Origin of the sequence: uncultured Gulosibacter sp. (genome assembly GCF_963509965.1) — a bacterium.
In the GTDB taxonomy this organism is placed as follows: domain Bacteria; phylum Actinomycetota; class Actinomycetes; order Actinomycetales; family Microbacteriaceae; genus Gulosibacter.
The window spans coordinates 86674-108668 of record NZ_CAUPDE010000003.1 but is presented as its reverse complement, the minus strand read 5'-3'; the positions used below and the strand labels follow the sequence as shown (position 1 = coordinate 108668).

21 protein-coding genes are annotated in these 21995 nt (G+C 62.2%); 16 read left to right on the top strand and 5 right to left on the bottom strand.

Going from position 1 to position 21995, the window contains the following annotated elements; translation table 11 throughout:
* The first annotated feature begins 47 nt into the window (after positions 1-47).
* The 11 genes from RQ865_RS03685 (at position 48) to RQ865_RS03635 (ending at position 6919) form a co-directional block, all read left to right on the top strand.
* The gene (locus RQ865_RS03685) at positions 48-686 is read left to right on the top strand and encodes a copper resistance protein CopC (protein WP_311477638.1); all 639 of its coding nucleotides are present in this window, start codon (positions 48-50) and stop codon (positions 684-686) included.
* Complete coding sequence (locus tag RQ865_RS03680; protein ID WP_311477636.1) at positions 683-1351, top strand: copper chaperone PCu(A)C; 669 nt, start codon at positions 683-685, stop codon at positions 1349-1351. The genes RQ865_RS03685 and RQ865_RS03680 overlap by 4 nt, the downstream gene beginning before the upstream one ends.
* Positions 1352-2602 (top strand): Dyp-type peroxidase, encoded by a 1251-nt coding sequence (locus RQ865_RS03675; protein ID WP_311477634.1) that lies wholly within the window; start codon positions 1352-1354, stop codon positions 2600-2602. It begins immediately after the preceding gene.
* A gap of 65 nt (positions 2603-2667) precedes the next feature.
* Entirely contained in the window at positions 2668-3168 is a 501-nt protein-coding gene (gene coaD, locus RQ865_RS03670) for a pantetheine-phosphate adenylyltransferase (protein WP_311477631.1), read from the top strand.
* Between the two features lie 47 nt (positions 3169-3215).
* The gene (locus RQ865_RS03665) at positions 3216-3755 is read left to right on the top strand and encodes a YceD family protein (RefSeq protein WP_311477629.1); all 540 of its coding nucleotides are present in this window, start codon (positions 3216-3218) and stop codon (positions 3753-3755) included.
* Between the two features lie 234 nt (positions 3756-3989).
* On the top strand, positions 3990-4193 hold the full coding sequence (rpmF, locus tag RQ865_RS03660; protein ID WP_201517404.1) for a 50S ribosomal protein L32: 204 nt from the start codon (positions 3990-3992) through the stop codon (positions 4191-4193).
* Positions 4194-4196: 3 nt separating this feature from the next.
* Complete coding sequence (rnc, locus tag RQ865_RS03655; protein WP_311477626.1) at positions 4197-4934, top strand: ribonuclease III; 738 nt, start codon at positions 4197-4199, stop codon at positions 4932-4934.
* Between the two features lie 5 nt (positions 4935-4939).
* Entirely contained in the window at positions 4940-5803 is an 864-nt protein-coding gene (mutM, locus tag RQ865_RS03650) for a bifunctional DNA-formamidopyrimidine glycosylase/DNA-(apurinic or apyrimidinic site) lyase (RefSeq protein WP_311477624.1), read from the top strand.
* 101 nt (positions 5804-5904) lie between these two features.
* Positions 5905-6150, top strand: a complete 246-nt coding sequence (locus RQ865_RS03645; protein WP_311477622.1) for a CopG family transcriptional regulator — start codon at positions 5905-5907, stop codon at positions 6148-6150.
* Positions 6147-6389: a toxin gene (locus RQ865_RS03640; protein ID WP_311477621.1), complete on the top strand. Its 243-nt coding sequence runs from the start codon at positions 6147-6149 to the stop codon at positions 6387-6389. Before RQ865_RS03645 ends, RQ865_RS03640 begins: the two co-directional genes overlap by 4 nt.
* A gap of 152 nt (positions 6390-6541) precedes the next feature.
* The gene (locus RQ865_RS03635; RefSeq protein WP_311477619.1) at positions 6542-6919 is read left to right on the top strand and encodes a hypothetical protein; all 378 of its coding nucleotides are present in this window, start codon (positions 6542-6544) and stop codon (positions 6917-6919) included.
* A 41-nt stretch (positions 6920-6960) separates the two neighbouring features.
* Here the strand turns inward: RQ865_RS03635 and RQ865_RS03630 are convergent, their stop codons facing one another.
* Entirely contained in the window at positions 6961-7722 is a 762-nt protein-coding gene (locus RQ865_RS03630) for an ABC transporter permease (protein WP_311477618.1), read from the bottom strand.
* 137 nt (positions 7723-7859) lie between these two features.
* On the opposite strand from RQ865_RS03630, the gene RQ865_RS03625 reads away from it, so the two are divergent.
* Positions 7860-11621, top strand: coding sequence for an AAA family ATPase (locus RQ865_RS03625; RefSeq protein WP_311477616.1), 3762 nt, complete (start codon positions 7860-7862; stop codon positions 11619-11621).
* Between the two features lie 79 nt (positions 11622-11700).
* The gene (locus RQ865_RS03620; protein WP_311477615.1) at positions 11701-12378 is read left to right on the top strand and encodes a metal-dependent transcriptional regulator; all 678 of its coding nucleotides are present in this window, start codon (positions 11701-11703) and stop codon (positions 12376-12378) included.
* Here RQ865_RS03620 and RQ865_RS03615 read toward each other — a convergent pair.
* The 4 genes from RQ865_RS03615 to RQ865_RS03600 are packed head-to-tail and all read right to left on the bottom strand — an operon-like array spanning position 12312 to position 15902.
* The gene (locus RQ865_RS03615) at positions 12312-13238 is read right to left on the bottom strand and encodes a metal ABC transporter permease (protein ID WP_311477613.1); all 927 of its coding nucleotides are present in this window, start codon (positions 13236-13238) and stop codon (positions 12312-12314) included. The two genes, RQ865_RS03620 and RQ865_RS03615, sit on opposite strands and share 67 nt — an antisense overlap.
* The gene (locus RQ865_RS03610) at positions 13235-14170 is read right to left on the bottom strand and encodes a metal ABC transporter permease (RefSeq protein ID WP_201613640.1); all 936 of its coding nucleotides are present in this window, start codon (positions 14168-14170) and stop codon (positions 13235-13237) included. The genes RQ865_RS03615 and RQ865_RS03610 overlap by 4 nt, the downstream gene beginning before the upstream one ends.
* Positions 14167-14955: a metal ABC transporter ATP-binding protein gene (locus tag RQ865_RS03605; protein ID WP_230976013.1), complete on the bottom strand. Its 789-nt coding sequence runs from the start codon at positions 14953-14955 to the stop codon at positions 14167-14169. Before RQ865_RS03605 ends, RQ865_RS03610 begins: the two co-directional genes overlap by 4 nt.
* Complete coding sequence (locus RQ865_RS03600; protein WP_201517412.1) at positions 14952-15902, bottom strand: metal ABC transporter substrate-binding protein; 951 nt, start codon at positions 15900-15902, stop codon at positions 14952-14954. The genes RQ865_RS03605 and RQ865_RS03600 overlap by 4 nt, the downstream gene beginning before the upstream one ends.
* A 179-nt stretch (positions 15903-16081) precedes the next feature.
* Between RQ865_RS03600 and RQ865_RS03595 the strand changes: the two genes are divergently transcribed.
* From RQ865_RS03595 to RQ865_RS03585, 3 genes are all read left to right on the top strand, one after another.
* Complete coding sequence (locus RQ865_RS03595; RefSeq protein ID WP_311477609.1) at positions 16082-18631, top strand: DUF3516 domain-containing protein; 2550 nt, start codon at positions 16082-16084, stop codon at positions 18629-18631.
* A gap of 255 nt (positions 18632-18886) precedes the next feature.
* Positions 18887-20338, top strand: coding sequence for a choice-of-anchor M domain-containing protein (locus tag RQ865_RS03590; protein ID WP_311477607.1), 1452 nt, complete (start codon positions 18887-18889; stop codon positions 20336-20338).
* 110 nt (positions 20339-20448) lie between these two features.
* Positions 20449-21993 (top strand): anchored repeat ABC transporter, substrate-binding protein, encoded by a 1545-nt coding sequence (locus RQ865_RS03585; protein WP_311477604.1) that lies wholly within the window; start codon positions 20449-20451, stop codon positions 21991-21993.
* Positions 21994-21995: the final 2 nt, after the last annotated feature.

The following is a 21995-nucleotide window of genomic DNA, read 5'->3' as shown; positions in this document are numbered from 1 at the left end:
TTGGAGGGAAATTGCCCAGTTCTACTACATCTAGTAGAGTTACCCACATGCTGTTGGAGCGAGGGGATCGTGCTGCAACGCGCATCTGGCGCGTGTTCGCCGCAGTGATCGCAACCGCAATGCTCGCAATCGCATTCACAATCAACGCGGTGTTACCCGCATCGGCTCACGACTGGCTGGTCGATTCTGACCCTGCCGATGGGGTCTCGCTCGACGCGGCCCCCGAGCAGGTGACAATGTCGTTTTCGGGAAATATTCTCGAGCTGGGTACCGAAGTGGCGCTACTCAACGCCGAAACCGGCGACTACATCGAGCTGCCTGAGCCACCGCATGTGGCTGAAGGTAAAGTCACGCAGCCCCTGATCAATCTCGAGCAGGGTGCGTATGTGTTGAACTGGCGCGTGGTGTCAGAAGATGGGCACCCAGTATCCGGTGCGATCCACTTTGCCATCGGCAGCGAAGTCGTCACCGACGTTCCCAGCGCAGCTGTTTCCGGTGACGATTCGGAGTCTGGCGCCGGGCCTATTATTGCCCTTGTGGTCGGTGTCGGAGCCATCATCGCGGCGGTTGTGGTGTTTGTGATCGTGCGGGCCTCGCGCCACAGCAAATCGGCCGATGGCACCCCTTCGGCCGATTCGGTGACCATCGCTCAAACGAGTGAAACCAATGAGGAGCAATCCAAATGAAACTGCCTGTGCGTGCAAATCGTGCATTCGCTATCTCTGCCGCAATTGCCGCATCCCTCGCCCTGACCGGCTGTGGTGCCCAGGAAACCGACCCCGAGAACACGGCCGCGGCCGCCGCTGTCGTCGAAGCGGGCCCCGTTAGCGTAACCGACCCCTGGATCAAAGCCGTTGATATTGACCAGACCGACCACAAGATGACCGGCGCCTTCGGCACGATTAAGAACGACACCGATGCCGAGGTCACCATCGTTGGTGCCAAGGCAGAAATCGCCGGCATGGTAGAACTGCACGAAACCGTCGTCGAAGCTGACGGTTCGAGCATGATGCAAGAGGTCGACGGTGGCTTCAAGATTCCCGCCGGCGCCATGCTCGAGCTCAAACCCGGTGACAACCACATCATGCTGATGCACCTGCACAAGTCGATCATGCCCGGCGACGAGGTGAAGGTCACCCTAGAGTTCGCTGACGGCACCACGGCCGACGTCACCTTCGAAGCCAAGGAATACACCGGCGGTAAGGAGACCTACGCGCCCGATGGGTCGATGGGGAACAACCCGCACGGTGGTATGGACCACAGCGGTCACGGCGACATGGACCATGGTGACCACGACGGCCAAGGCGATCACGACGGTCACGGCGAAATGGGTGAGGAGACTAGCCACTAAGTGACTGAACGGCAGAGAACGGATGCGCAAGCCCAGCCCAGCGCTGGGGTTCGTCGACGCGATGTGCTCGCAGGAGCTGCCGGCGTTGGTGTCGGGGCGGTTGCCACGCTCGGTGCTGCCGCCGCAGTGCGGGCGGCGACCGCCGAGTCGGCCGAGTTCGGACGCTCACGTACGATCGCCGCGGGTCGGCACCAGGCAGGCCTTGACCGGCCTAGGGCACACGCAGTATTCATCGGGGTCGATTTAGCCCCCGATGTTGACCGCGACCGCATCCGTTCACTGCTGAAAATCCTCAGCAATGATGCCCATCGATTGATGGCGGGCACCGCGCCGGTGGGCGATCAAGAACCCTCGATGGCAGAAATACCCGCTAACCTCGCCATTACTTTTGGTTTTGGTCCGGGGCTGGTTGATCGGGTTGATCCGAACCGGAAGCCCGAATGGTTAGCGCCGCTACCAAAGTTTTCGATCGACCGGCTCGAAGATCGCTGGAGTCACGGTGATCTGCTGATCCTGGTGGCGGGCGACGACCCACTCACCGTTGCGCACGCACAGCGCATGATGCTGAAAGACGTGCGTGCCTATTCAACTATTCGCTGGCAACAAACCGGCTTCCGCAACGCGCACCGCAGTCTGCCCGAAAACACCACACAGCGAAACCTGTTCGGACAGCTCGACGGCACCGTAAATGCCGCCCCCGACAGTGACGAATACGACCGCCTGATGTGGATCACTAGCGATACCGGGCCGAGCTGGCTTGTAGACGGCACCAGTTTCGTGCTGCGACGCATCCACATGAACTTGGAGACCTGGGATGAGGTTGACCTGCCGGGCCGCGAAGCTTCCGTTGGTCGTCGCCTCGACACCGGTGCGCCACTCACCGGCGTCAAAGAGCATGATGAGCCCGACTTCAACGCGCGCACTTCACTGGGGTTCACGGTGATTAACCCCATGAGCCATATTCGCCGGGCTCGCCCTGACGACCCCAATATTCGCATCGTGCGCCACACCTACAACTACGACCACCCGGTCTCGGGTGTTGGCGGTATGGGAGCCCAAGTGTCCGACTCGGGGCTGCTGTTTGGTTCGCTGCAGGCCGACCCGGTCAAACAGTTCGTGCCGATTCAGCAGCGCCTCGACGAGGGCGATCTGCTGAACACCTGGACGGTGCCGGTGGGGTCGGCAGTGTTCGCTATTCCGCCAGCAGCTACTGCCGGTGGCTTCATTGGCGACACGCTCTTTAACGCGTAGCAATAGTTGCGGCCGAAGCGTCACATCCTGGTGATATTCGGGAAATGGCAAATAGCATTGCAGCCATGAGCAAAATCGCTGTCGTTCCGGGATCATTCGATCCGATCACCCTGGGGCACCTCGACGTCATCACGCGCACCGCCAACGTGTTCGACGAGGTGCACGTGCTGGTGGTGCACAACCCCGACAAATCGGCGATGTTGCCAATTGCCCGTCGCGTCGACCTCATCGAACGCGCGATTGCGATGGGGGTGCCACGCGACAATGTCATCGTTCGTTCGTGGAGTATGGGGCTGCTAGTTGATTACTGCACCGATGTGGGCGCCAGTGTGATCGTCAAAGGCATCCGCTCGGCCGCCGATGTCGACTATGAAACACCGATGGCGATCGTAAACCGGCACCTCGGTCGCATCGAAACCATGTTCATGATGCCCAACCCGCAGCACGCCCACGTGTCAAGCTCGCTGGTGCGGCAGGTCGCCGGGCTCGGCGGAGATGTGTCACCGTATGTGCCGCCGGTGGTGGCCGAGTTCTTGCAGGGCGATAGCGACCCGAACGCGGCCTAGCCGATCGGCCACCCGTGCATCTCGGCACCGCTGCGTAGACTTGGAGCATGCCAACCTCTCCATACGTTGTAAATGTGGCCACACTGCTTGGCCGCCCCGGAGCCATGGAAGAGCTCACCCTCGATTTCGCGGTGCCCGAACGCATCGGCGAGGGGCTGCTCTACCTTGACGCCGGCACGCAACTGACGATCGAACTGCGCATCGAGATTCTCGTCGACGGCGTGCTCGCCACCGCCGAATGCGCAACCACGCTCGTGGGGGAGTGCAGTCGCTGTCTACAACCCTTGGAGCGAGAGTGGTTGGGGCAGGTTACCGAGCTGTTCGGGCTTGATGAGCAGGATGAATCGCTTGACTACTTCGTGCGCGGTGAAGAAATCGACCTCGAAGGCCCGCTGCGCGACACGCTCGTGCTCGAACTGCCCTTCCAGCCACTGTGCAAAGAAGACTGTCTCGGGCTCAACCCGAACGACGGCACACCGCTGGTTGAACCGCTGCCCGAGCCCGAAGCCGAAGTGGATCCCCGCTGGGCAAAGCTGCAGGGTCTACTCGGATCGGATGCGCTCACCGATGATCACCGCGAAAAATAGCGTTCGAGGTAGAGTCTGGGTCGCGTGCGGCGCTCATCTCGCGTAAGATTGACGGCTGTGCCGGGCGCAAATGTGTTGAAGGTGCGATTGGGATTATCGATCCGCTGATCCGCATCCGGCCGAGCGCGTGCAATGTGCACCGCGCCGCCGCAGCCCACACCTGGACGGCGAAGTTAGATAGCCGCCAGCAGCCAGACTCGGTAGTGACCGAAAATCTAGAACAGGAATCAAACAATGCCAGTGCCCAAGCGCAAGCTCAGCCGCTCAAACACCCGCTCGCGTCGTTCGCAGTGGAAGGCAACCGCCCCCACGCTCGTGAAGACCGTCGAAAACGGCAAGGTTACCTACAGCCTCCCGCACCGCGCCAAGCTCGTTGAGGATGCCGCCGGCAACCCCTCGCACTACGAGTACAAGGGCCGCAAGATCGCGGACGCCTAGTCGGTGGCCAAGCACTCAGTAACTCCCGACCCCGAGGTGGCCCCGTCAGCGAAACTGGCGGAGACACTCGGGGTCGAGTTCATTCCCGGATTGCTGCAGCAGGCACTCACCCACTCGTCGTACGGCTATGAGCACGGGGTGCCCGACTATGAGCGGCTCGAGTTCTTGGGCGACTCGGTGCTGAGTTTGGCGGTGGCAACGATGCTGTATCGCGACCATCCCGAACTCTCAGAGGGTGATCTGTCGCGACGGCACCACGCGCTGGTATCAGCGGTGTCGCTCGCCGAGATTGCTCGCGGGCTCGACCTGGGCGACTACCTCTACCTCGGTAAGAGTGAACGCATCACCGGCGGTCGCGATAAAGACTCGATTCTGGCCGATACGGTGGAAGCGATTATCGGTGCCGCCTATTTATCGTGCGGCCACGAAACGGCCGATGCGCTGGTGCTGCGGTTGGTTGCACCGTTCAAAGACGATTCCAACCGCTTCGGTGCCGCAATCGACCCGAAAACAGCACTCGAAGAGGCACTTGCCGAGCATGGTGGCGGTACGCAGCACTTTACGGTGACTGGCACCGGCCCCGACCACAATCGGGTGTTCACCGCCCAGCTCGAGGTGCGCCGTGGCGACAGCGTGGTGCTGCGCACCACCGGTGTGGCCACAACGAAGAAACAGGCCGAGCTAGCCGCAGCCCTCGACGCCTGGCACGAGGTCACCGGAACGCCGCACCGTAAGCGGTAGCTGGTATGCCCGAGCTTCCCGAAGTTGAGGTGGTGCGGTGCGGCCTGCAACGCTTCGTAACCGGTGCAACGGTGACGGCGGTTGAGGTGCTCGATGAGCGGGCGCTGAAACGGCACCGTGGCGATGCCCTCGATTTTGTTGACCGCCTTGAGGGGCAGACCCTGCTGGCACCGCGGCGGCGCGGCAAGTTTCTTTGGTTGCCGCTGGCAGATGCTGGTGCGCCCACTCGCGCGCTGATGACACATCTGGGGATGAGCGGACAGCTGCTCATCCAGCCCGTTGGCGCGCCCGATGAACGGCAGCTGTGCATTCGGTTACGGCTGGCGACAGCGGCAGGTGACAAACACGAACTGCGATTTGTTGACCAGCGCCGATTCGGATCGCTGGCAATCGACTCGCTGGACGCATCCGGCGCTCCGTCGCAGGTGGCACATATTGCCCGCGACCCGCTCGACCCAGAGTTTGATGCGGCGGAGACGGCCGCGCGATTGCGGCGCGGACGCCGGGCGATCAAGGCCGTGCTGCTCGACCAGTCGGTGCTCTCGGGCGTTGGCAATATCTATGCCGATGAGGCGCTGTGGGCGGCGCGCCTGCACTGGGCGCAGCCGGCGAATACGGTTTCGACACGCAAAGCGGGGGAGCTGCTGCGCGAAGTGCGCGCAGTGTTTGAGCGGGCGCTTGCCGAGGGCGGCACCTCGTTTGATTCGCTGTACGTGAACGTCAACGGTGAATCGGGATACTTTAGCCGCAGCCTGCACGCCTATGGTCGAGCCGGTGAACCTTGCGACCGCTGCGGGCGGTTGCTGCTGCGCGAGTCATTTGCGAACCGGTCATCGTTCCGCTGCCCGCGCTGTCAGCGGCTGCGCTGAGCTCGTTTGATTGGCTCGACCCCTCACGACCCTGGTGCTGTGACCGCTCTGATCCGAAATCTGGCCTTCTTTCTGCGCAGTATTTCGTTTACGATATTTCCATGAAGGAGAATGAGGTCACCGACCAGCAGATCCAGGCGTGGGCCGACGAAGCCGAGGCTGGCTACGACGTCGAGCTGCTAAAAAAACGTGGGCGAGGTCGTCCCGGTCGTGGGGCTGAACCCATGCAGGTCGTGGCTGTGCGTCTGACGGCGGAGGAGCTGGCTGCGCTGGATGCCATTGCCAGGGCAAGGCAGGTGTCACGGTCCGAGGCAATTCGCCAGGCCTTAGCTGCGTTCGCGGCATGAAGCTGCATCCGAGCGCTCTCAAGCACGGGCTCGAACCTGAGGACATCATCCAGGCAGCCTATTGGTCGCAGTGGATCGAACCACTCGATGATGATGACTGGCCGCACCGCGAACTTCGGCTCGGCTTCGACACGAAGTTGCGGCTGTTGGAGACCGTCGTCCTGGTCTTCGAGAGCGGTTCGGAGCTCGTGATCCACGCCATGCCTGCCTGCAAGCAGTTCTGGGACCTGTTGCCGTAGCGAACCCGCGATGGATGGGGTGTGCCCGCGCTGTCAGCGGCTGCGCTGAGCGGTAGCACAGTGCACATTTTGTTGGCCATCAGCTATTGGATGCACGGGGCTAGTCCTATTGCATGATGCAATTCGGGTGGCGGCTCACTACGCTCATGACTATGCGCACGCAAGCGAATGTTGGTCGACGGCTGCTTGGAGTCGCCGCCGTTGCCGCGTTTGTGACGGCGGTGCTTTCGGGCTGTGTGCTTGCGCCCGTGGTTTCTACCGTGCTCGAACCCGAAGAAAAACCCAGCAGCACCGCTCCGGCACAGTCTGATACCGCTCCCGCGGCAGACCGGGCACAAATGCCGAGCCCCAGTGTGAAGGCCGAACGCAACGAGCCCGATCTCGACGATGCGCCCGGTGATGCGCCAGACGGGGCGGTGCCCGATGAAGAATCGAGCACATCGCGCGATAACTCGATCTTTGGGCCGCCACGCTCAAGCCCGCCCGCGCCTCGGGTGACCGTTCGCATCGAACTGCCGCACGAGAGCTGACCACAAGCCGCGTAGCGGCACAGCTGACGAGTGCCGCCGCGCTAGGCAGCAGCGCTGCCCTCTGCAGCCGGCAGCTGCTGTGGTGCACCGAGCTGCTCGGTGATCAGCACCGCGGTGATCGCGCTCGAGAGCATGATGGTTGCGAGCACGACGATTTGAAACAGCCCTGCCTCAACCGGGCTTGCTCCGGCAAACACGGCACCGGTGAACGCCCCTGGCAGCACCACCAGACCGGTTGTTTTTGACTGGTCAATGTTTGGGGTTGAGGCGAGTCGAACTGCTTCGGCTCGAAAGCGCGAGGTGGCTATGCGCAAGGTTGCACCAAGCGCCAGCCACCCGAAAATCTCATCCCGGTGATCTGCCAGCTGTTCGCGCATCCGTTTTGCCGACAGCGTGGCAACGGTCATCGAGTTGCCGATCACGATGCCGCCAATCGCAAGCAAATACTGGGGCCCAAACTCCACTGTGCCGGTCGCAAACGCGACCAGTACCCCGGTGGCAGCACCGGTCAACATTGCGAAAAACACCGCCCGCAGCACGGTGCGGTCGAAGCCAATGCTGCGGGTGGAGGTGAGCACCGCCACCACCAACATCACCACAAGCCACCCCAGCACCCACCACACGCTCGTGATCATGAACTGCAAGATGACCACCAGTGCCGCCAGCTGGGCGGCCGCGCGCACCACCGCGATCAGCGGCGCGAAGCCGTGTCGAGCCTTTGCATGCCACAGCAGCCAGGTTGCGGCGGCCGCCATCAGGATGCAGACCGCGACAGTGCGGGTGATATTCAGCCAGTCGATCAAAGCCATCCTTCCGGGAATGTGTGCTTTCAGGCTACTGCCGGGATGCGGCCTGGTGACGCCGAAGTGCGTCGCTGCGCCGGTAAACTCAGAACAACGCATCCGTGCGGCCAGCATTGACACACATTAAGGGTTTAGGTATGCACCTCAAGAGCCTGACGCTCAAGGGGTTTAAATCGTTCGCAAAACCCACCACGCTCGAGTTCGAACCCGGCGTCACCTGTGTTGTCGGCCCGAACGGTTCGGGCAAATCAAATGTTGTGGATGCGCTCGCCTGGGTGATGGGCGAACAGGGCGCAAAAACACTGCGCGGTGGCAAAATGGAAGACGTTATTTTTGCCGGGACCGCCACCCGTGGCCCACTCGGCCGCGCCGAAGTGTCGCTGACCATCGACAATAGCGACGGTGCGCTGCCGATCGACTACACCGAGGTGACCATTCGACGCACCATGTTCCGCTCGGGCGGCAGCGAATACGCCATTAACGGTCAGCAGGTGCGTTTGCTCGACGTGCAAGAGCTGTTGAGCGATTCGGGTCTTGGCCGCGAAATGCACGTAATCGTCGGTCAGGGCCGGCTCGACAGCGTGCTGCACGCCAGCCCCGAAGAACGGCGCGGATTCATCGAAGAAGCGGCGGGCATTTTGAAACATCGCCGCCGCAAAGAAAAAACCGTGCGCAAACTCGAGGGCATGGAACAGAACCTGCAGCGGCTGCGCGATTTGGTGACCGAGGTGCGTCGCCAGCTGAAACCGCTGGGGCGCCAGGCCGAGGTGGCGCGTCGGGCGCAGGGCATCGCGGCAATTGTGCGCGATGCCAAGGCTCGGCTGATGGCCGATGAGGTGGTGACGTTGCGCGCCCAATTGCGCGATGCTAATAACACCGAGCAGGCTCGCTCGACCGAGCGTATGGTGCTGGGCGAGAAACTTGATCGCACCCTGCTGCGCATCGAACACCTGCAGGCCGCGCAGCGTGGCGACGCAGTTGATCAGGCGCGTCGGGTGGCTTTCGACCTTGAGAGCGTTCGTGAACGGTTACACAATCTGCAGCTGCTTGCCGGTCAGCGCGAGTCGATGTTGCAAACCCGCCTCGACGAGCCTGCCCTGCAGGTGACGGTGAGCGCACAGCAGCTGGATGGGGCCCACAGCGAGATCGTGCAGCTGCAGCAGCGCACAGCAGCAGCCGAACAGGCGTGGCAGCAAGCACAGCTCGACACCCAGCGAGCGCGCACCGAACTTGACGAGCTCGACCGCGAGATCGCGGCGCAATCAGCACTGCTCTCGCAGCACGATCTCAAACGCACCGAGCTGCAGGGAAAGGCGGATGCCGCTGCCGGGCGGCTCGCCGCGGTGCGCGGCGAGGTGCTGCGGGGCGAAAACATGCGCCGCTCGGCAGCTGAGCGGCTCGAAGCAGCCGAGCGTGAGCTGGCAGAAGTTGAGACGGATACCGCCGCCGGTGAGGCCGACTCGTCTGGGCTTGATGACGCCTACGAGCTGGCGCAAGATGTGGTGCGCGATGAGCAGCAGGCGGTGGATGAACTGCGCGACCAGCTGCACGAACTTGAACGCGAGCGTGACGCTCTCGATGCCCGTGCCACCGCCCTTGCGCTGGCAGCCGAGGTGAATGACGGTGCCGAGGCGCTGTTGGCCGCGCATCCGAACGGGATTGCCGGGCGGGTGAGCGACCACCTGCGCGTCACGGTTGGGTATGAAACTGCCGTTGCCGCCGCGCTGGGTGGATTTGCGGATGCGTTGCTCGCCACCGGAGCAGCACAACTGTACGCGCTCGCGGATGCTGCCAGTCAATTGGGGCAGGTGCAGCTGGTTGCCGAACTGGTCGATACCGAACGCGATGGCATTGCTGTTGAGCTCATTGACCGGCTCGAACAGGTGTTGGGTGAGCGGCCGGTGGCAGCAAGCGACAGTGTTTCGGGAGTGCCTGCGGCGAAGCGGATGCTTGCCGCCACGGTGTTCGTGACCGAGCTGCCGGATGCACAGCTGGCGGCGAGCGCGTTCAAGTTGCTGCCGGCTGCCGCGCAGATTGTCACGCTGCGCGGCGACGTGCTCACGGCATCCACTCTGATCACCTCGGGTGTGGCCGCCGATGAGGAGCCCGGCGCGAGCCGGATTGCGCTCGTGGCAGAACGCGAGCGGGCAACCGGCGAGCTGACGCAGGTGCATGCCGAGGTCGACCGCATCGCTCTGCAGCTGGCTGATCGGCGTGCGGCACTGGCGACAGCGAAAGAACGCGCCGAAGTGGCGTTGGCCGATTTGCGCGGGTTTGATGCTGAGCTCGCGAAGCGACGCGAGGCACTGAACCGGGCACGGGCCCGGGTAGAGTCAGCGCGGGGTGAGCTCGACCGAGCCGAGAAATCGTACCGGCTCGCAGCCGGGAATGTTGATGAGGCCGAGACGAAAGCTGACCAGGCGAAGCAGGCGCTTGCCATTCACGAGCAGCAGCCGCGGCCGATGCTCGATGCCTCGCGTCGCGACGAGTTTGCAAATGCCCTCGAACGCTGCCGTGAAGCGGAGGTTGAGGCGCGGCTGGCTCTCGAGACGCTGCGTGAGCGGATGCGCTCAGAACAGTTGCGGGTGACCGAGCTGCAGCGCAAACGCGAGGCCGAACAGGAAGCCGCCGACCGGGCCGCGCGCGAGCAGGTGGTGCGTCGAACCGAACTGGCCCGCACCCAGCGGGTGCTTAGGGCTATTCCGCCGCTATTGGCTTCGCTCGAGCGCAGCGTGACCGAGGCGCGTACGGGGCTTGCGGCTGCCGAGCAGGCCCGTGAAGCGCAGGATCTCGAGCTGCGTGAGCTGCGTGCTGAAGAGGCACAGCTGCGCAAGCGAGTGCAGGAAATTACCGACGATGTGCACGCACTCGAGCTGCAGATTTACGAGCGCAAGCTGCAGCTGTCGAACCTGCTCGAGCGGGCAGCCAGTGAACTATCGCTGCCGGAAGCTGTGCTGGTTGCCGAGTATGGGCCCGATCAGCCGGTGCCACTCGATGATGCGGCAGTGTCGGAGGCGGCCTCGAAGCGTGCCGCGATCAGAGCGCAGACTGAGGCAACGAAGCAGGTGGCGGCGCAGCTGGCAGCAGATGCGGCGACTATCGAGGGGAAGCCTGCGCCGAATATCGAAACCGCAGGCGATGAGACTGCCGAAGCCACCGGTGACGAGACCGCCGAAGCCGATCCCACTGAAACCGAGCCCGCTGCAGCCATCAATGTCGAGATCGAAACCGTACCGTTCGATCGTGCTGAACAGCAGGCCCGACTCAAGCGCGCCGAACGCGAAATGCAGCAGCTTGGCCGCATCAACCCGCTGGCACTCGAGGAGTTTTCGGCTTTGGAGCAGCGGCACGCCTATTTGCAAGAGCAGCTCGATGATTTGCTGCGCACCCGAGCCGACCTGATGAAAATTGTTTCGGATATCGACGCTCGGATGCAGGAAGTGTTTGCGACCGCGTTCGACGACACCCGCGAAGCGTTCCATGAGGTGTTTCCCACGCTCTTTCCTGGCGGTGCCGGCGATATCCGACTCACCGATCCCGACAATCTGCTGACTACCGGTATAGAAGTGGCGGTTCGTCCGGCGGGTAAGAAGATCGACAAGCTTTCGCTGCTTTCGGGCGGTGAGCGCTCGCTTGCCGCGGTGGCGCTGCTGGTGGCGATCTTTAAGGCTCGTCCGAGCCCTTTCTACATCATGGACGAGGTGGAGGCGGCTCTGGATGATGCCAACCTGGGGCGGTTGCTCGAGGTGTTTGCAGATCTGCGCGAGTCGAGCCAGCTGATCATCATCACCCACCAAAAACGCACTATGGAGATTGCGGATGCGCTCTACGGGGTGTCGATGCATCGTGACGGTATTTCGACCGTTGTTGGGCAACGCATCCGCGACCTTACCGAATAGTTTGACGGGTGCCACAGTGTCATGAAGCTGCGCGCGGTGGTTTCGCTGCGTCGTAGTTGACGTTTGGTAGGCTGCGAACATGTCGGTATCTGCGTTGTCGGAGAGCACTCAGAACTATCTCAAAGCAGTGTGGGGCCTGCAGGAGTGGTCGGATGCTCCGGTGACCGCGTCGATGGTTGCGGCAAGCACGGGAGTGGCGCTGTCGACCGCATCCGATGCAATTCGAAAGCTCAGCGCCCAGGGGCTGCTGGAACACACCCGGTATAGCGCGGTGGGTTTGTCGCCGGAAGGTCGCGCTCACGCGGTGGCGATGGTGCGTCGCCACCGACTGATCGAAACCTTTTTGGTGAAGGTGCTGCACTACCGCTGGGATCAGGTGCATGCAGAAGCAGACATGCTTGAGCACGCCGTATCAGATTTCATGATCGACCGGATCGATGAACTGCTCGGGCACCCGCAGCGAGACCCGCACGGCGACCCCATCCCCGCACCCGACGGCACCGTGGTCAAACCCGATGCGGTGCCGCTGACGGATATTGAAGCGGGTACGCGGGTGCGGGTGGAGCGGATCTCTGACGACGACTCAAACTTGCTGCAGTATTTCGCAGATCATGGCATCGTGTACGGCACGCTACTCGAGACGAGAGCCTCAGCCCCGTACACCGACACCATCGAGGTGGCGGTCGTGGATCACGATACGGTGCTGCCGCTTGGGCGTGCTGCAACCGACGCCGTCTGGGTGGCGCTGCTCGAATAGTGGTGTGCGAGCTGCCGACGCCGTTGCGCAATTTTTGTGCCAGCTAATGCCACCGCGAACATGAGCCCATAAAACACCGCCATACCCGCACTGGTGGCGGCATCGAGCACGTACGCGAGCCAGAAGCCAACGGCAGCACCGACTGCCGCGATCACCACGGTCAGCGTGATCATCACGGGCAATCGGGTGCTGATCAGGTAGGCCGTGGCCGGTGGCACGACCACGAGTGCAATCACAAGAATGGCACCCGCGGCATGGAACGCGGCGGTGACGGTCACCGAGACCAGGAACATGAACGCGGTGTTGATGAGCCCGCCACGAATGCCGAGCGTGTCGGCAAACTCGGGATCGAATGTCGTGACCTTGAGTTTCGGATAGAACACGGTGAGAAAAGCGGCGTTGACGAGCAGCACCGCGAGCATCACATACATATACGACGGCCCCAGCGAGACTCCACCGATGGTGAGGTGCCGGAACGCGGCGAGGTTCAGATCGCCCGCGAGCACGGTGTGGGTGTCGAGGTGCAGGTTCGCGAAATTCATGCTCACCAAAATCACCCCACCGCTGAACACGGCCGGAAAGATGAGCCCCTGCGGGGCATCCCCGGTGAGCAGCCCCGTACGCGACAGCCACTCTGCGCCAAGCACCACCAGCAGGCCCGCCAGCGCAGAGCCGACAATGAGCAGGGGAGAGTCGAAATTGCGGGTGATGAAGTAGCCGACAACGATGCCGGGGAATACCGAGTGAGCAATCGCGTCGACGAGCATCGACCCCTTGCGCAGCACCACGAAGGTACCGGGGAGCGCGCAAGCGACGGCGGTGATGACCGCGAGCAGCATAGTGCCGAGGGTGAAACTCATTGCGCGGTCCTTTCTGAAACCAGCTGCTGCTTCAGCGCCGCGCGAGCGCGGCTGCGCGCAAGGGCGCGGGTGATGATGCTGCGGCGCGGTGAAAACAGCAGCGAAATCATGAAGATCGCGAACAGTGTGAGCACGATCAGCGGCCCGGTGGGGATATTGCCCAGTGCGATCGACAGGTATGCGCCGATCCCGCTGCCCACCGCACCGAAGATGGCCGAGAGTGTCACCATGCCCGGCAAAGTGCGCGTCCATTGCCGTGCCGCGGCCGTCGGGGTGACGACGAACGCCACCATGAGCACCAGCCCGACGGCCTTAACCCCGATCACGGTGGCTATCACGATCGTGGTGAACATGAGGGTGTCGATCGTGTGGGCTCGGAGGCCAAGCACGGTGGCGTGATCTGGGTCGAAAGTACGCAGCGCGAACTCTTTCCAGAACACGATCATCAAAATGAGGGCGAGGGCGCCGACCGTGATACTCGTGGTGAGATCAGCGATGGTGATCACCGATGCGTTGCCAAAAAGGTAGTCCTGGATGCCGCCCTTGCCGGGGAAAGCACCGTTGGCGATGATTCGCATGAGCAGCATCCCCGCGCCAAAAAAGATCGTCAGCGAAACCGCCATTGCGGTGTCGATACGGATTTTTGAGGTGCGGGTGATGTCGTTGGCGAACAGCACTGCGAGGGTGCCGATGGCGACCGCGCCGATGATCAGGGTGATCATGTTGCGGCCGTCGGCGCCGAGCACCAAAACGGCGGTCAAGAAGGCCAGTAGCGTACCGGGAAGGGCCGCGTGCGAAATCACATCGCTGATCAGCGACTGCTTGCGCAGGTAGGCAAAACTGCCGAGTGCCCCGGCAACCAGACCGATCGTCATAGTGCCGAACAGCACCATGCGGTAGGTGTGGTTATCAAAAAACTCGATCAGGCTCATGATGTGAACTCGAGGAAGGCATCGTCTTCGGCGGTGACGTCGTAGGCGGTGCGGATATTGTCTTTCGTGAACGCCCGTGCCGCCGGCCCAGAGGCAACGATGCGGCGGTTCAACAGAGTCACGTGGTCGCAGTAGTCGCGCACTGTGGCAAGGTCGTGGTGCACAATTACCACCGTCTTCCCACGGGCTCGCAACGAGTGGAGCACGTTGACGATCGCCTGCTGGCTTTTGGCATCGATACCCTGGAACGGTTCGTCCATGAAATAAAGGTCGGGTTCCTGCGCGAGGGTGCGGGCGAGAAACACTCGCTGGCGCTGTCCGCCAGAAAGCTCGCCAATTTGGCGCGCGGCAAGCTCCGGGATTCCCGTTTGCTCTAGAGCGGCCATGGCACGGGCCCGTTCGGCCTTTCCGGGGCGTCGCAGCCAGCCGAGCGAACCGTAGGTGCCCATAGTGACAACATCAAGCACCGTGGTGGGGAAGTCCCAGTCGACGCTCATTGACTGCGGCATATAACCGACCCGCTGGCGTACGCGTTCAAGTGGACTGCCGAAGAACTCGCTCGTTCCGGTGAGGGGCTTTACAAGTCCGAGCATCGCTTTGATCAGGGTTGATTTACCGGCGCCGTTGGGGCCGACAATTCCCATCACGACCCCCTGCGGTACGAGGAAATCAACGCCGCGCAGCACCGGTGCATCCCGGTAGGCGACCGACAGGTTTTGAGTCGAGCAGGCGAACTGGAGCTTTTGTTCGCCGGCAGTTGCTCGTGTCGAGATGGTGTCGGTCACTGTGCGTCGCTTCCGAGGGCGTCGGATACTGCCTGAGCGTTGTGGCGGAGCACCCCGAGGTAGGTGTCGACTCCCGGTTCTGCACCGAGGGAGTCGGCGTAGAGCTCTTCGGTCGAAATCTCGACCTCCCAGCCACGCGCACGAACTGCCTCTTGCAGGCTCTTGATGGCCTGCGGGTTCGCCTGGTTGTCTTGAAAGATCACCGGTACTTTGTTGTCGGCGATCATTTGAGCCAGCTCCGACAGTTCTCCGGCGCTGAGTGCGGCTTCGGTGGAGACAAAGTCGGTGGCATGCACCCTGAGGTTGTAGGTGTCGCCGAAATAATTAAACGCGTCGTGGCCGGTGACAAGAATTCGCGGTTCCGGCACGGTTGCCAGCAGCGACTCCACCTCGCTGGCGGTCTCAGCGATTTGCTCCTGATATGCGACAGCGTTCTTGCGGTAGAGCTCCGCATTTTCAGGGTCGATTTCGCCGAGCTTGTCGGCGACGTAACCGACGATGAGTGACCACGCTTCGGGGCTGTTCCACACGTGAGGATCGTGCAGGGCGTTGCCCTCGTCGTCGGTTTCGGGCCACGCCAGCAGTAGCTCCTGTGGGAGTTGCTCACCCACTGCGAGCTGTCGGTCGCCACGGCTTTCGAGCAGGTCGGTCATCTGCGCTTCCAAATGTAGCCCGTTCCACAGCACCAGATCGACATTTTGAATTTTTTCGATGTCTTGGGTTGAAGGTTGGTAGGTGTGGGGGTCTCCGCCGGGCCCGACCATGGTGGTGACTTCCGCGTCGGGGGCAATATTCGCGACCGCATCGGCGAGATAGCCGGTGGTTGCATACACCGTGAGGGGTGCATCGCTACCACTTGTCTGGGGACTGGCCGAGCAGCCGGTGATCAGGAGTGCGGCGGCCGCCACCGTTCCCAGGAGGGCTTTGAAACGTGAGCGAATGTGCATTGAACGTCTTTCTTGTTAGGCATAACTAAAATGTTCGACGCGTCGTAGTTAGGTAGCATAGCAGTCGTAGTGAGTTAATTGCACTAGTCGAATTCAATTGGTGCGTGGGGTGGTAACCGAGGGTGACACTGCCCACGCATACAGCACTTGTCGCTGGCGCATGACAAACTCAGAGGGTCATGACTGCATTCCTGCCCGACCTCATCCCCACGCTGAGCGATCCCGACGCCCCGTACGAAGCCGACCATGCCCTCGAGGCGTTCCTCGACTGGACCCTCGAGCGCGGTATTGAGCTGTATCCGGCGCAAGAAGAAGCCGTGATGCACCTGGCGGCGGGGTCAAATGTGGTGCTCGCAACGCCCACTGGCACCGGCAAATCGCTGGTGGCGCTCGCGGCTCACGCCTTTGCAATTGCCGCGGGCGGGCGCACCTACTACACGGCGCCCATCAAGGCACTGGTGAGCGAAAAATTTTTCAGCCTGGTTGAAACTTTCGGTGCCGAGCGGGTGGGGATGGTTACCGGCGACTCGTCGGTGAACCCGGACGCATCCATCATCTGCTGCACGGCTGAAATTCTTGCCAATCTCGCGCTGCGTGAGGGCCCGGATGCGGTGGTCGACCAGGTCGTGATGGATGAGTTTCACTACTACGGAGACGATCAGCGCGGCTGGGCCTGGCAGGTGCCGCTGCTGCTATTGCCGCGGGCACAGTTTTTGCTGATGTCAGCCACACTCGGTGATACCGAGCGGCTGCGGACCGATCTCACTCGCCGCACCGGCCGCGAAACCGGGCTGGTGGCCGGAGCCACCCGCCCGGTGCCGCTGTCGTTTTCGTATGTGCTCACTCCCGTGCATGAGACCGTCGAGAAGCTGCTCGAAGATGACGAGGCGCCCATCTACATCGTGCACTTTTCGCAGGCTGCGGCCGTTGAGCGAGCGCAGGCGCTGTCGAGTATGAAAGTTGCGACTAAACAGCAGCGCGACGAGATTGCGGCGGCGATCGGCGATTTCCGCTTCACCACCTCGTTTGGGAAATCGCTGTCGCGCTGGCTGCGGCAGGGGATCGGCGTGCACCACGCCGGGATGCTGCCGCGCTATCGACGCCTGGTGGAGGTGCTCGCGCAGCGCGGCCTGCTGCGAGTGATCTGTGGCACCGACACGCTCGGGGTGGGAATTAATGTGCCGATTCGGTCGGTGTTGATCACCGCGCTCAGCAAATTCGACGGTCAGCGGATGCGGCACCTCACCGCCCGCGAGTACCACCAGATTGCGGGGCGTGCCGGTCGCGCCGGCTATGACGATCACGGCACGGTGGTGGTGGAGGCGCCCGATCACGTGGTCGAATACGAGGCCGCAATGACCAAGGCTGCGGGTGACCCGAAAAAACAGCGGAAGATCACGCGGAAACAGCCCCCGAAGGGGTTTGTGAACTGGACCGAGCAGACTTTTGAGCGCATCACTCAGGCCGAACCCGAATCGCTCACGAGCCACCTGCAAATGACGAGCGCCATGCTCGTTAACGTTGCCGCCCGCGGTGGTGATGTGGTGGAGCACGTGCGGCAGCTGTGCTTTGACAACCACGAGCCGCCGGTGCGGCAATATGAGCTGGCACGCCGTGCGCTTGAGCTTGCCCGCACGCTGCTCGACGCGCGCATTATCGAGATTGACCGCGAGCATCCGCTGCCAAACGGCCGTCCGCAGCTGCGGCTGACTGTTGATTTGCAACCGAATTTTGCGCTCAATCAGCCGCTTTCGCCGCTGGCGATTGCGGTGCTCGAACTGCTCGATCCCGAACCCGGCCCCGGTTCGGTGGGCACCGGCAATTATGCGCTCGATGTGGTGAGTGTGATTGAGGCCACGCTCGATGATCCCCGCCCGGTGTTGATGGCGCAGCAGCACCAGGCACGCGGCGAGGCGGTGGCGGCGATGAAGGCTGACGGCGTCGACTATGACGAGCGGATGGACCGGCTCGAAGAGATCACCTGGCCGAAGCCGCTTGAAGCGCTGCTGCAGCAGGCTTATGACGATTTTGCGCAGTCGCAGCCCTGGGTGCGTGATTTTGAGTTGCAGCCAAAGTCGGTGGTGCGCGATATATACGAGCAGGGGCTGAGCTTTGCCGATTTTGTTTCGCGCTACGAGGTGGCGCGCTCAGAGGGGCTCGTGTTGCGCTATCTTTCGGATGCATACCGGGCGCTCACCCGCACCGTGCCTGAAGAGTATCGCAACGACGAGCTCAGTGACCTGATTGAATGGCTCGGTGAGCTGGTGAGGCAGATTGACTCGTCGCTGGTGGATGAGTGGGCTGATCTGGTGGCTCCGACAGCGAGTGACGATGATGAGTCGGTGGTGCCGCCCGCTCCGGCGAGCGTGGTGACGAACCAGCGGGCGTTTACGGTGCTGGTGCGTAACGCCATGTGGCGACGGGTGCAGTTGGCTGCCCATGAGCGGGATGCTGAGCTCGAGGCACTCGACCCTGAGATCGGCTGGCCGAGCGTTCTTGATGACTACTACGACGAATATGACGCGATTGAGATCGACGCTGCGGCGCGCTCACCGCAGCACTGCCGCATTGATCGGTCGCGCGAGTCGCAGGGCTATTGGGATGTGGAGCAGACGATTGTCGATCCCGAAGGCGACCTTGCCTGGCGTATCCGCGCCACAGTTGACCTGGCTGCGTCGGCCGAAGCCGGCGAAGCGGTAGTTACGGTGACTGCCGTTGTCCGGCTCTGATTTGCCCTGAAACGGTGGCAGAAGCTGCCAGTTAATGGTGCATCCCTCGGAAAAGAGTTCAGCAATTAGTCGCTGAATTTGCAGCGAGCGGGCTTTCATTTCGTGCGCATCGGCCCCAGAAGTTGTGTTGCGGCTCTCGGCAGCCTGCTCTGTGGGTGCAGGCGGCATCAGTGGTTCTGTCGCTCGTGTAGAGTAATGCAAACCGTTATCATTAGCTATTGCGGTGGGCTGAAGCCGCCGCTGGAAAGGCATGACATGACTCGCACACTGCGTGCGCGCGCTGCCGCAATGCTCGGTGCAACAACGCTTGTTGCCGCATCGCTGCTCGGTGGCGTATCCGCGATGGCAGACGCTGCGCCGCTGCAGCTCGATCAAGGGCATATTGACCTGTTCAACCTGCATCTCAAGGACGACGGCAACGCCGGACTCAACCTCAAAGAAGACGTAACCGGGCAGCACGTTCCGCACGAACCCGGCGATTTTGTACTTTTTGTCAAAGCGGATTCACTGGTGCAAAACCTTCCGGCCCAGGCGATCCCGCAATCAGTGCCCAGCGACGCGGCCTACTACCTCCCCATCACCCAGGACCACAACCTGGTCTGGCCGGGCTGGGATAGTCTGCAGCTACAACCGAAATACGGGGCAAACCTCAAGGCCGATATCAACATCAAGAGTGTTGACGGTCCCGGTGAAATTTCGATCTGGAGCAGCGGTGCCTGGGGTGGCGTTACGCCCCTCATGAAAGACGGTGACTACACCTTCCCCGGAACGATCCAGCAGGATATGGCCGCGCACGTGCACGCCAACTGGGCCTTTTCGAAGCCGGGAACCTACAAGCTCGTGGTGCAGGCAACAGTAACGAGCGAAGACGGCAAGCTCACCTCCACCACCGAAGAAGAGACCTACACCATCGTCGTCCAGTCCGCCCCCGAATCGGTAACGGTTACCGGTGCCGAAAAGCCGGTGACAGTTGGCGATAACGTCACACTTTCGGCCGCAAAGTCGCCCGAAGATGCCGGATTTGAAACCTACACGTGGGAGTCGCGCGAGGTATCCGGTAGCGAGCGTGCCGCAGGTGATTGGAAAGTCGCTGGCGAGGGCGCATCGATCTCGGTGCCGGCCAAGGCCGGTGTTGAATACCGGGTTTCGGTCACCGGCGGCAAAGACTACGGCAACAACGCTGCACCGGTTTCGGTGACTTCGGAACCCGTGTCGATTCAAGTCACTGAAGATCCCACCGAAACGCCGCAGCCCACCGCGGAACCTACCGCTGAGCCAACGGTCGAGCCAACGGCCGAGCCAACTGAAGAACCGACCGGTACGCCCGAGCCAACGGCCGAGCCAACCAACACACCGGAACCGGCCGAAAGCGCACCGGCAACCGGTGGCCCCACCGCATCCGTCACCTCGGCACCCGGAAACACCGATGACGAGAACGGCGGCTCGGAGGGCAACGGCCCCGGCCAGCAACCTCCCGCGGGCGCAGGCGGCAATAACAGCGCCGGCGCCGACCAGAACGGTGCCGGGAACCAGGCCGGCAACGGTCAGGCCGCCGCTGGTGGTGCCACCAGCACTCCGGGCGCCAAGACCGGCGGCAACCATCTAGCCGCCACCGGCGCCGAACCGATGCTGCCGATTGCATTCGGCGCACTCGTTCTGGGCGCCGCCGGTGTCGCGCTGCTGCGCCGCACCATGCGTGCCGAGTAGCACTCCCTGATCCGAAGCGGTGTTGGCCAGGGAACCTCCCCGGCCAACACCGCCGAACCGGTCAACCATCAGCCCACAAGCATTTCCGTAATCCGAGCGAAAAACCTGACTTGAATCGACGACTCGTTGCTGCCACCGCGCTCACACTCACCACCGCCCTGCTCGGTGGCTGTGCCGCCATTCCCGAAGCTGCCAGCTCGCGCGACCGCATTCAGGTGGTCACCACCACCGGCATCCTGGCAGATCTGGTGCGCAACGTCGCCGGCGACCAGGCAGATGTGGTGCAGCTGGTACCCGACGGCGCCGACCCGCACAGCTACGAACCCACGCTGCGCGATGTGCGCGACGTCGTGTATTCCGACCTCGCATTCACCAATTACCTCATGCTCGAAGAGCAGCGAGTAATCAGCACCATCGACGCCAACCTCCCCGAACACGCCGTGCAGGTGTCACTCGCCGAAGAAGCGGTCAAATATGCCGCCGAAGTGATTCCCCTGGTTGAGGATGTGTCACTCGACTCAATCTGGCTCGGCTTTCGTGCTTCGGGCGGCGAATTCGTCGACGGAATCGACCGTTCATCAAAGGTTGAGCTTTCGACCACCGGAGCGCGGGGGCCCGGCGCGCTCCACGCCTATCTCACCGGCAGCTTCGGCGACGTTGAACGCTATTTCGATTCGAGCGACGGGGCCGACCCCTACACCGACAGGGTCACGCTGCCCGCTGACGCCCACACACATTTGAGCTGGACCTTCACCGCACCCGGCTACTACGAGCTCGACCTCAAGGGCGAGCTGCGCAAAGCCCCGACCGATGACCAGCCAGAACCGGTCGCCACCGGGACACTCGTGTTCGCGGTTGGAGTTGACCCCTACTCGGCACCGAACCGGCCCGGCGCGACCGTGCTGGATGCCGGCCACGCCGATATTGACGTCAGTCTCGAAAATCGTGAGCTGCGGCTGCTCGTCGACCGGGAGACAAACCGCGACTACTACGGCATCGAAAATGTCGTGATCGCGGTGCCAAACAGCACCCTCGTGTCCATCCCAGCCGATCCCGGCTACCGGTTTCTCGGGCACGCCGGCAGTGAAGTATTCCAGCTGCCACAGGCCGTGCTCGGCAAACATGTGCACGGCGAAATTGACCCGCACCTCTGGCATGACGTCAGCAATGTGATTGCCTACGTGCAGATCATCCGCGACAAACTCATTGAGATCGACCCGGCGAACGCATCCGCCTACGCGCGCAACGCCGCCGCCTACATCAAAGAACTCGAAGCACTCGACGATGAAATGCGCAGCTCAATCGAGCAGATTCCCGAGAGTCGCCGCACCCTCATCACCACCCACGACTCGTTTGCCTATCTCGCCAAGGCCTACGAACTGCGCGTTGCCGGCTTTGTTACTCCGAACCCGGCGACCGAGCCCAGTTTGATCGAACGCCGACGCCTGGGCGAAACCATCGAAAACCTGCACGTTCCGGCAGTTTTCCTCGAACCGAATCTGGCGCAGCGGTCGTCGACGCTCAACGAAATCGCCAAAGAAAAGGGCGTGCGAGTCTGTCCGATTCTCGGTGACTCGTTCATCCCCGAAGCCAATACCTACATCAAACTCATGCGCTTCAACGCGCATTCGCTCGTCGATTGTTTGGGGGAGTGATG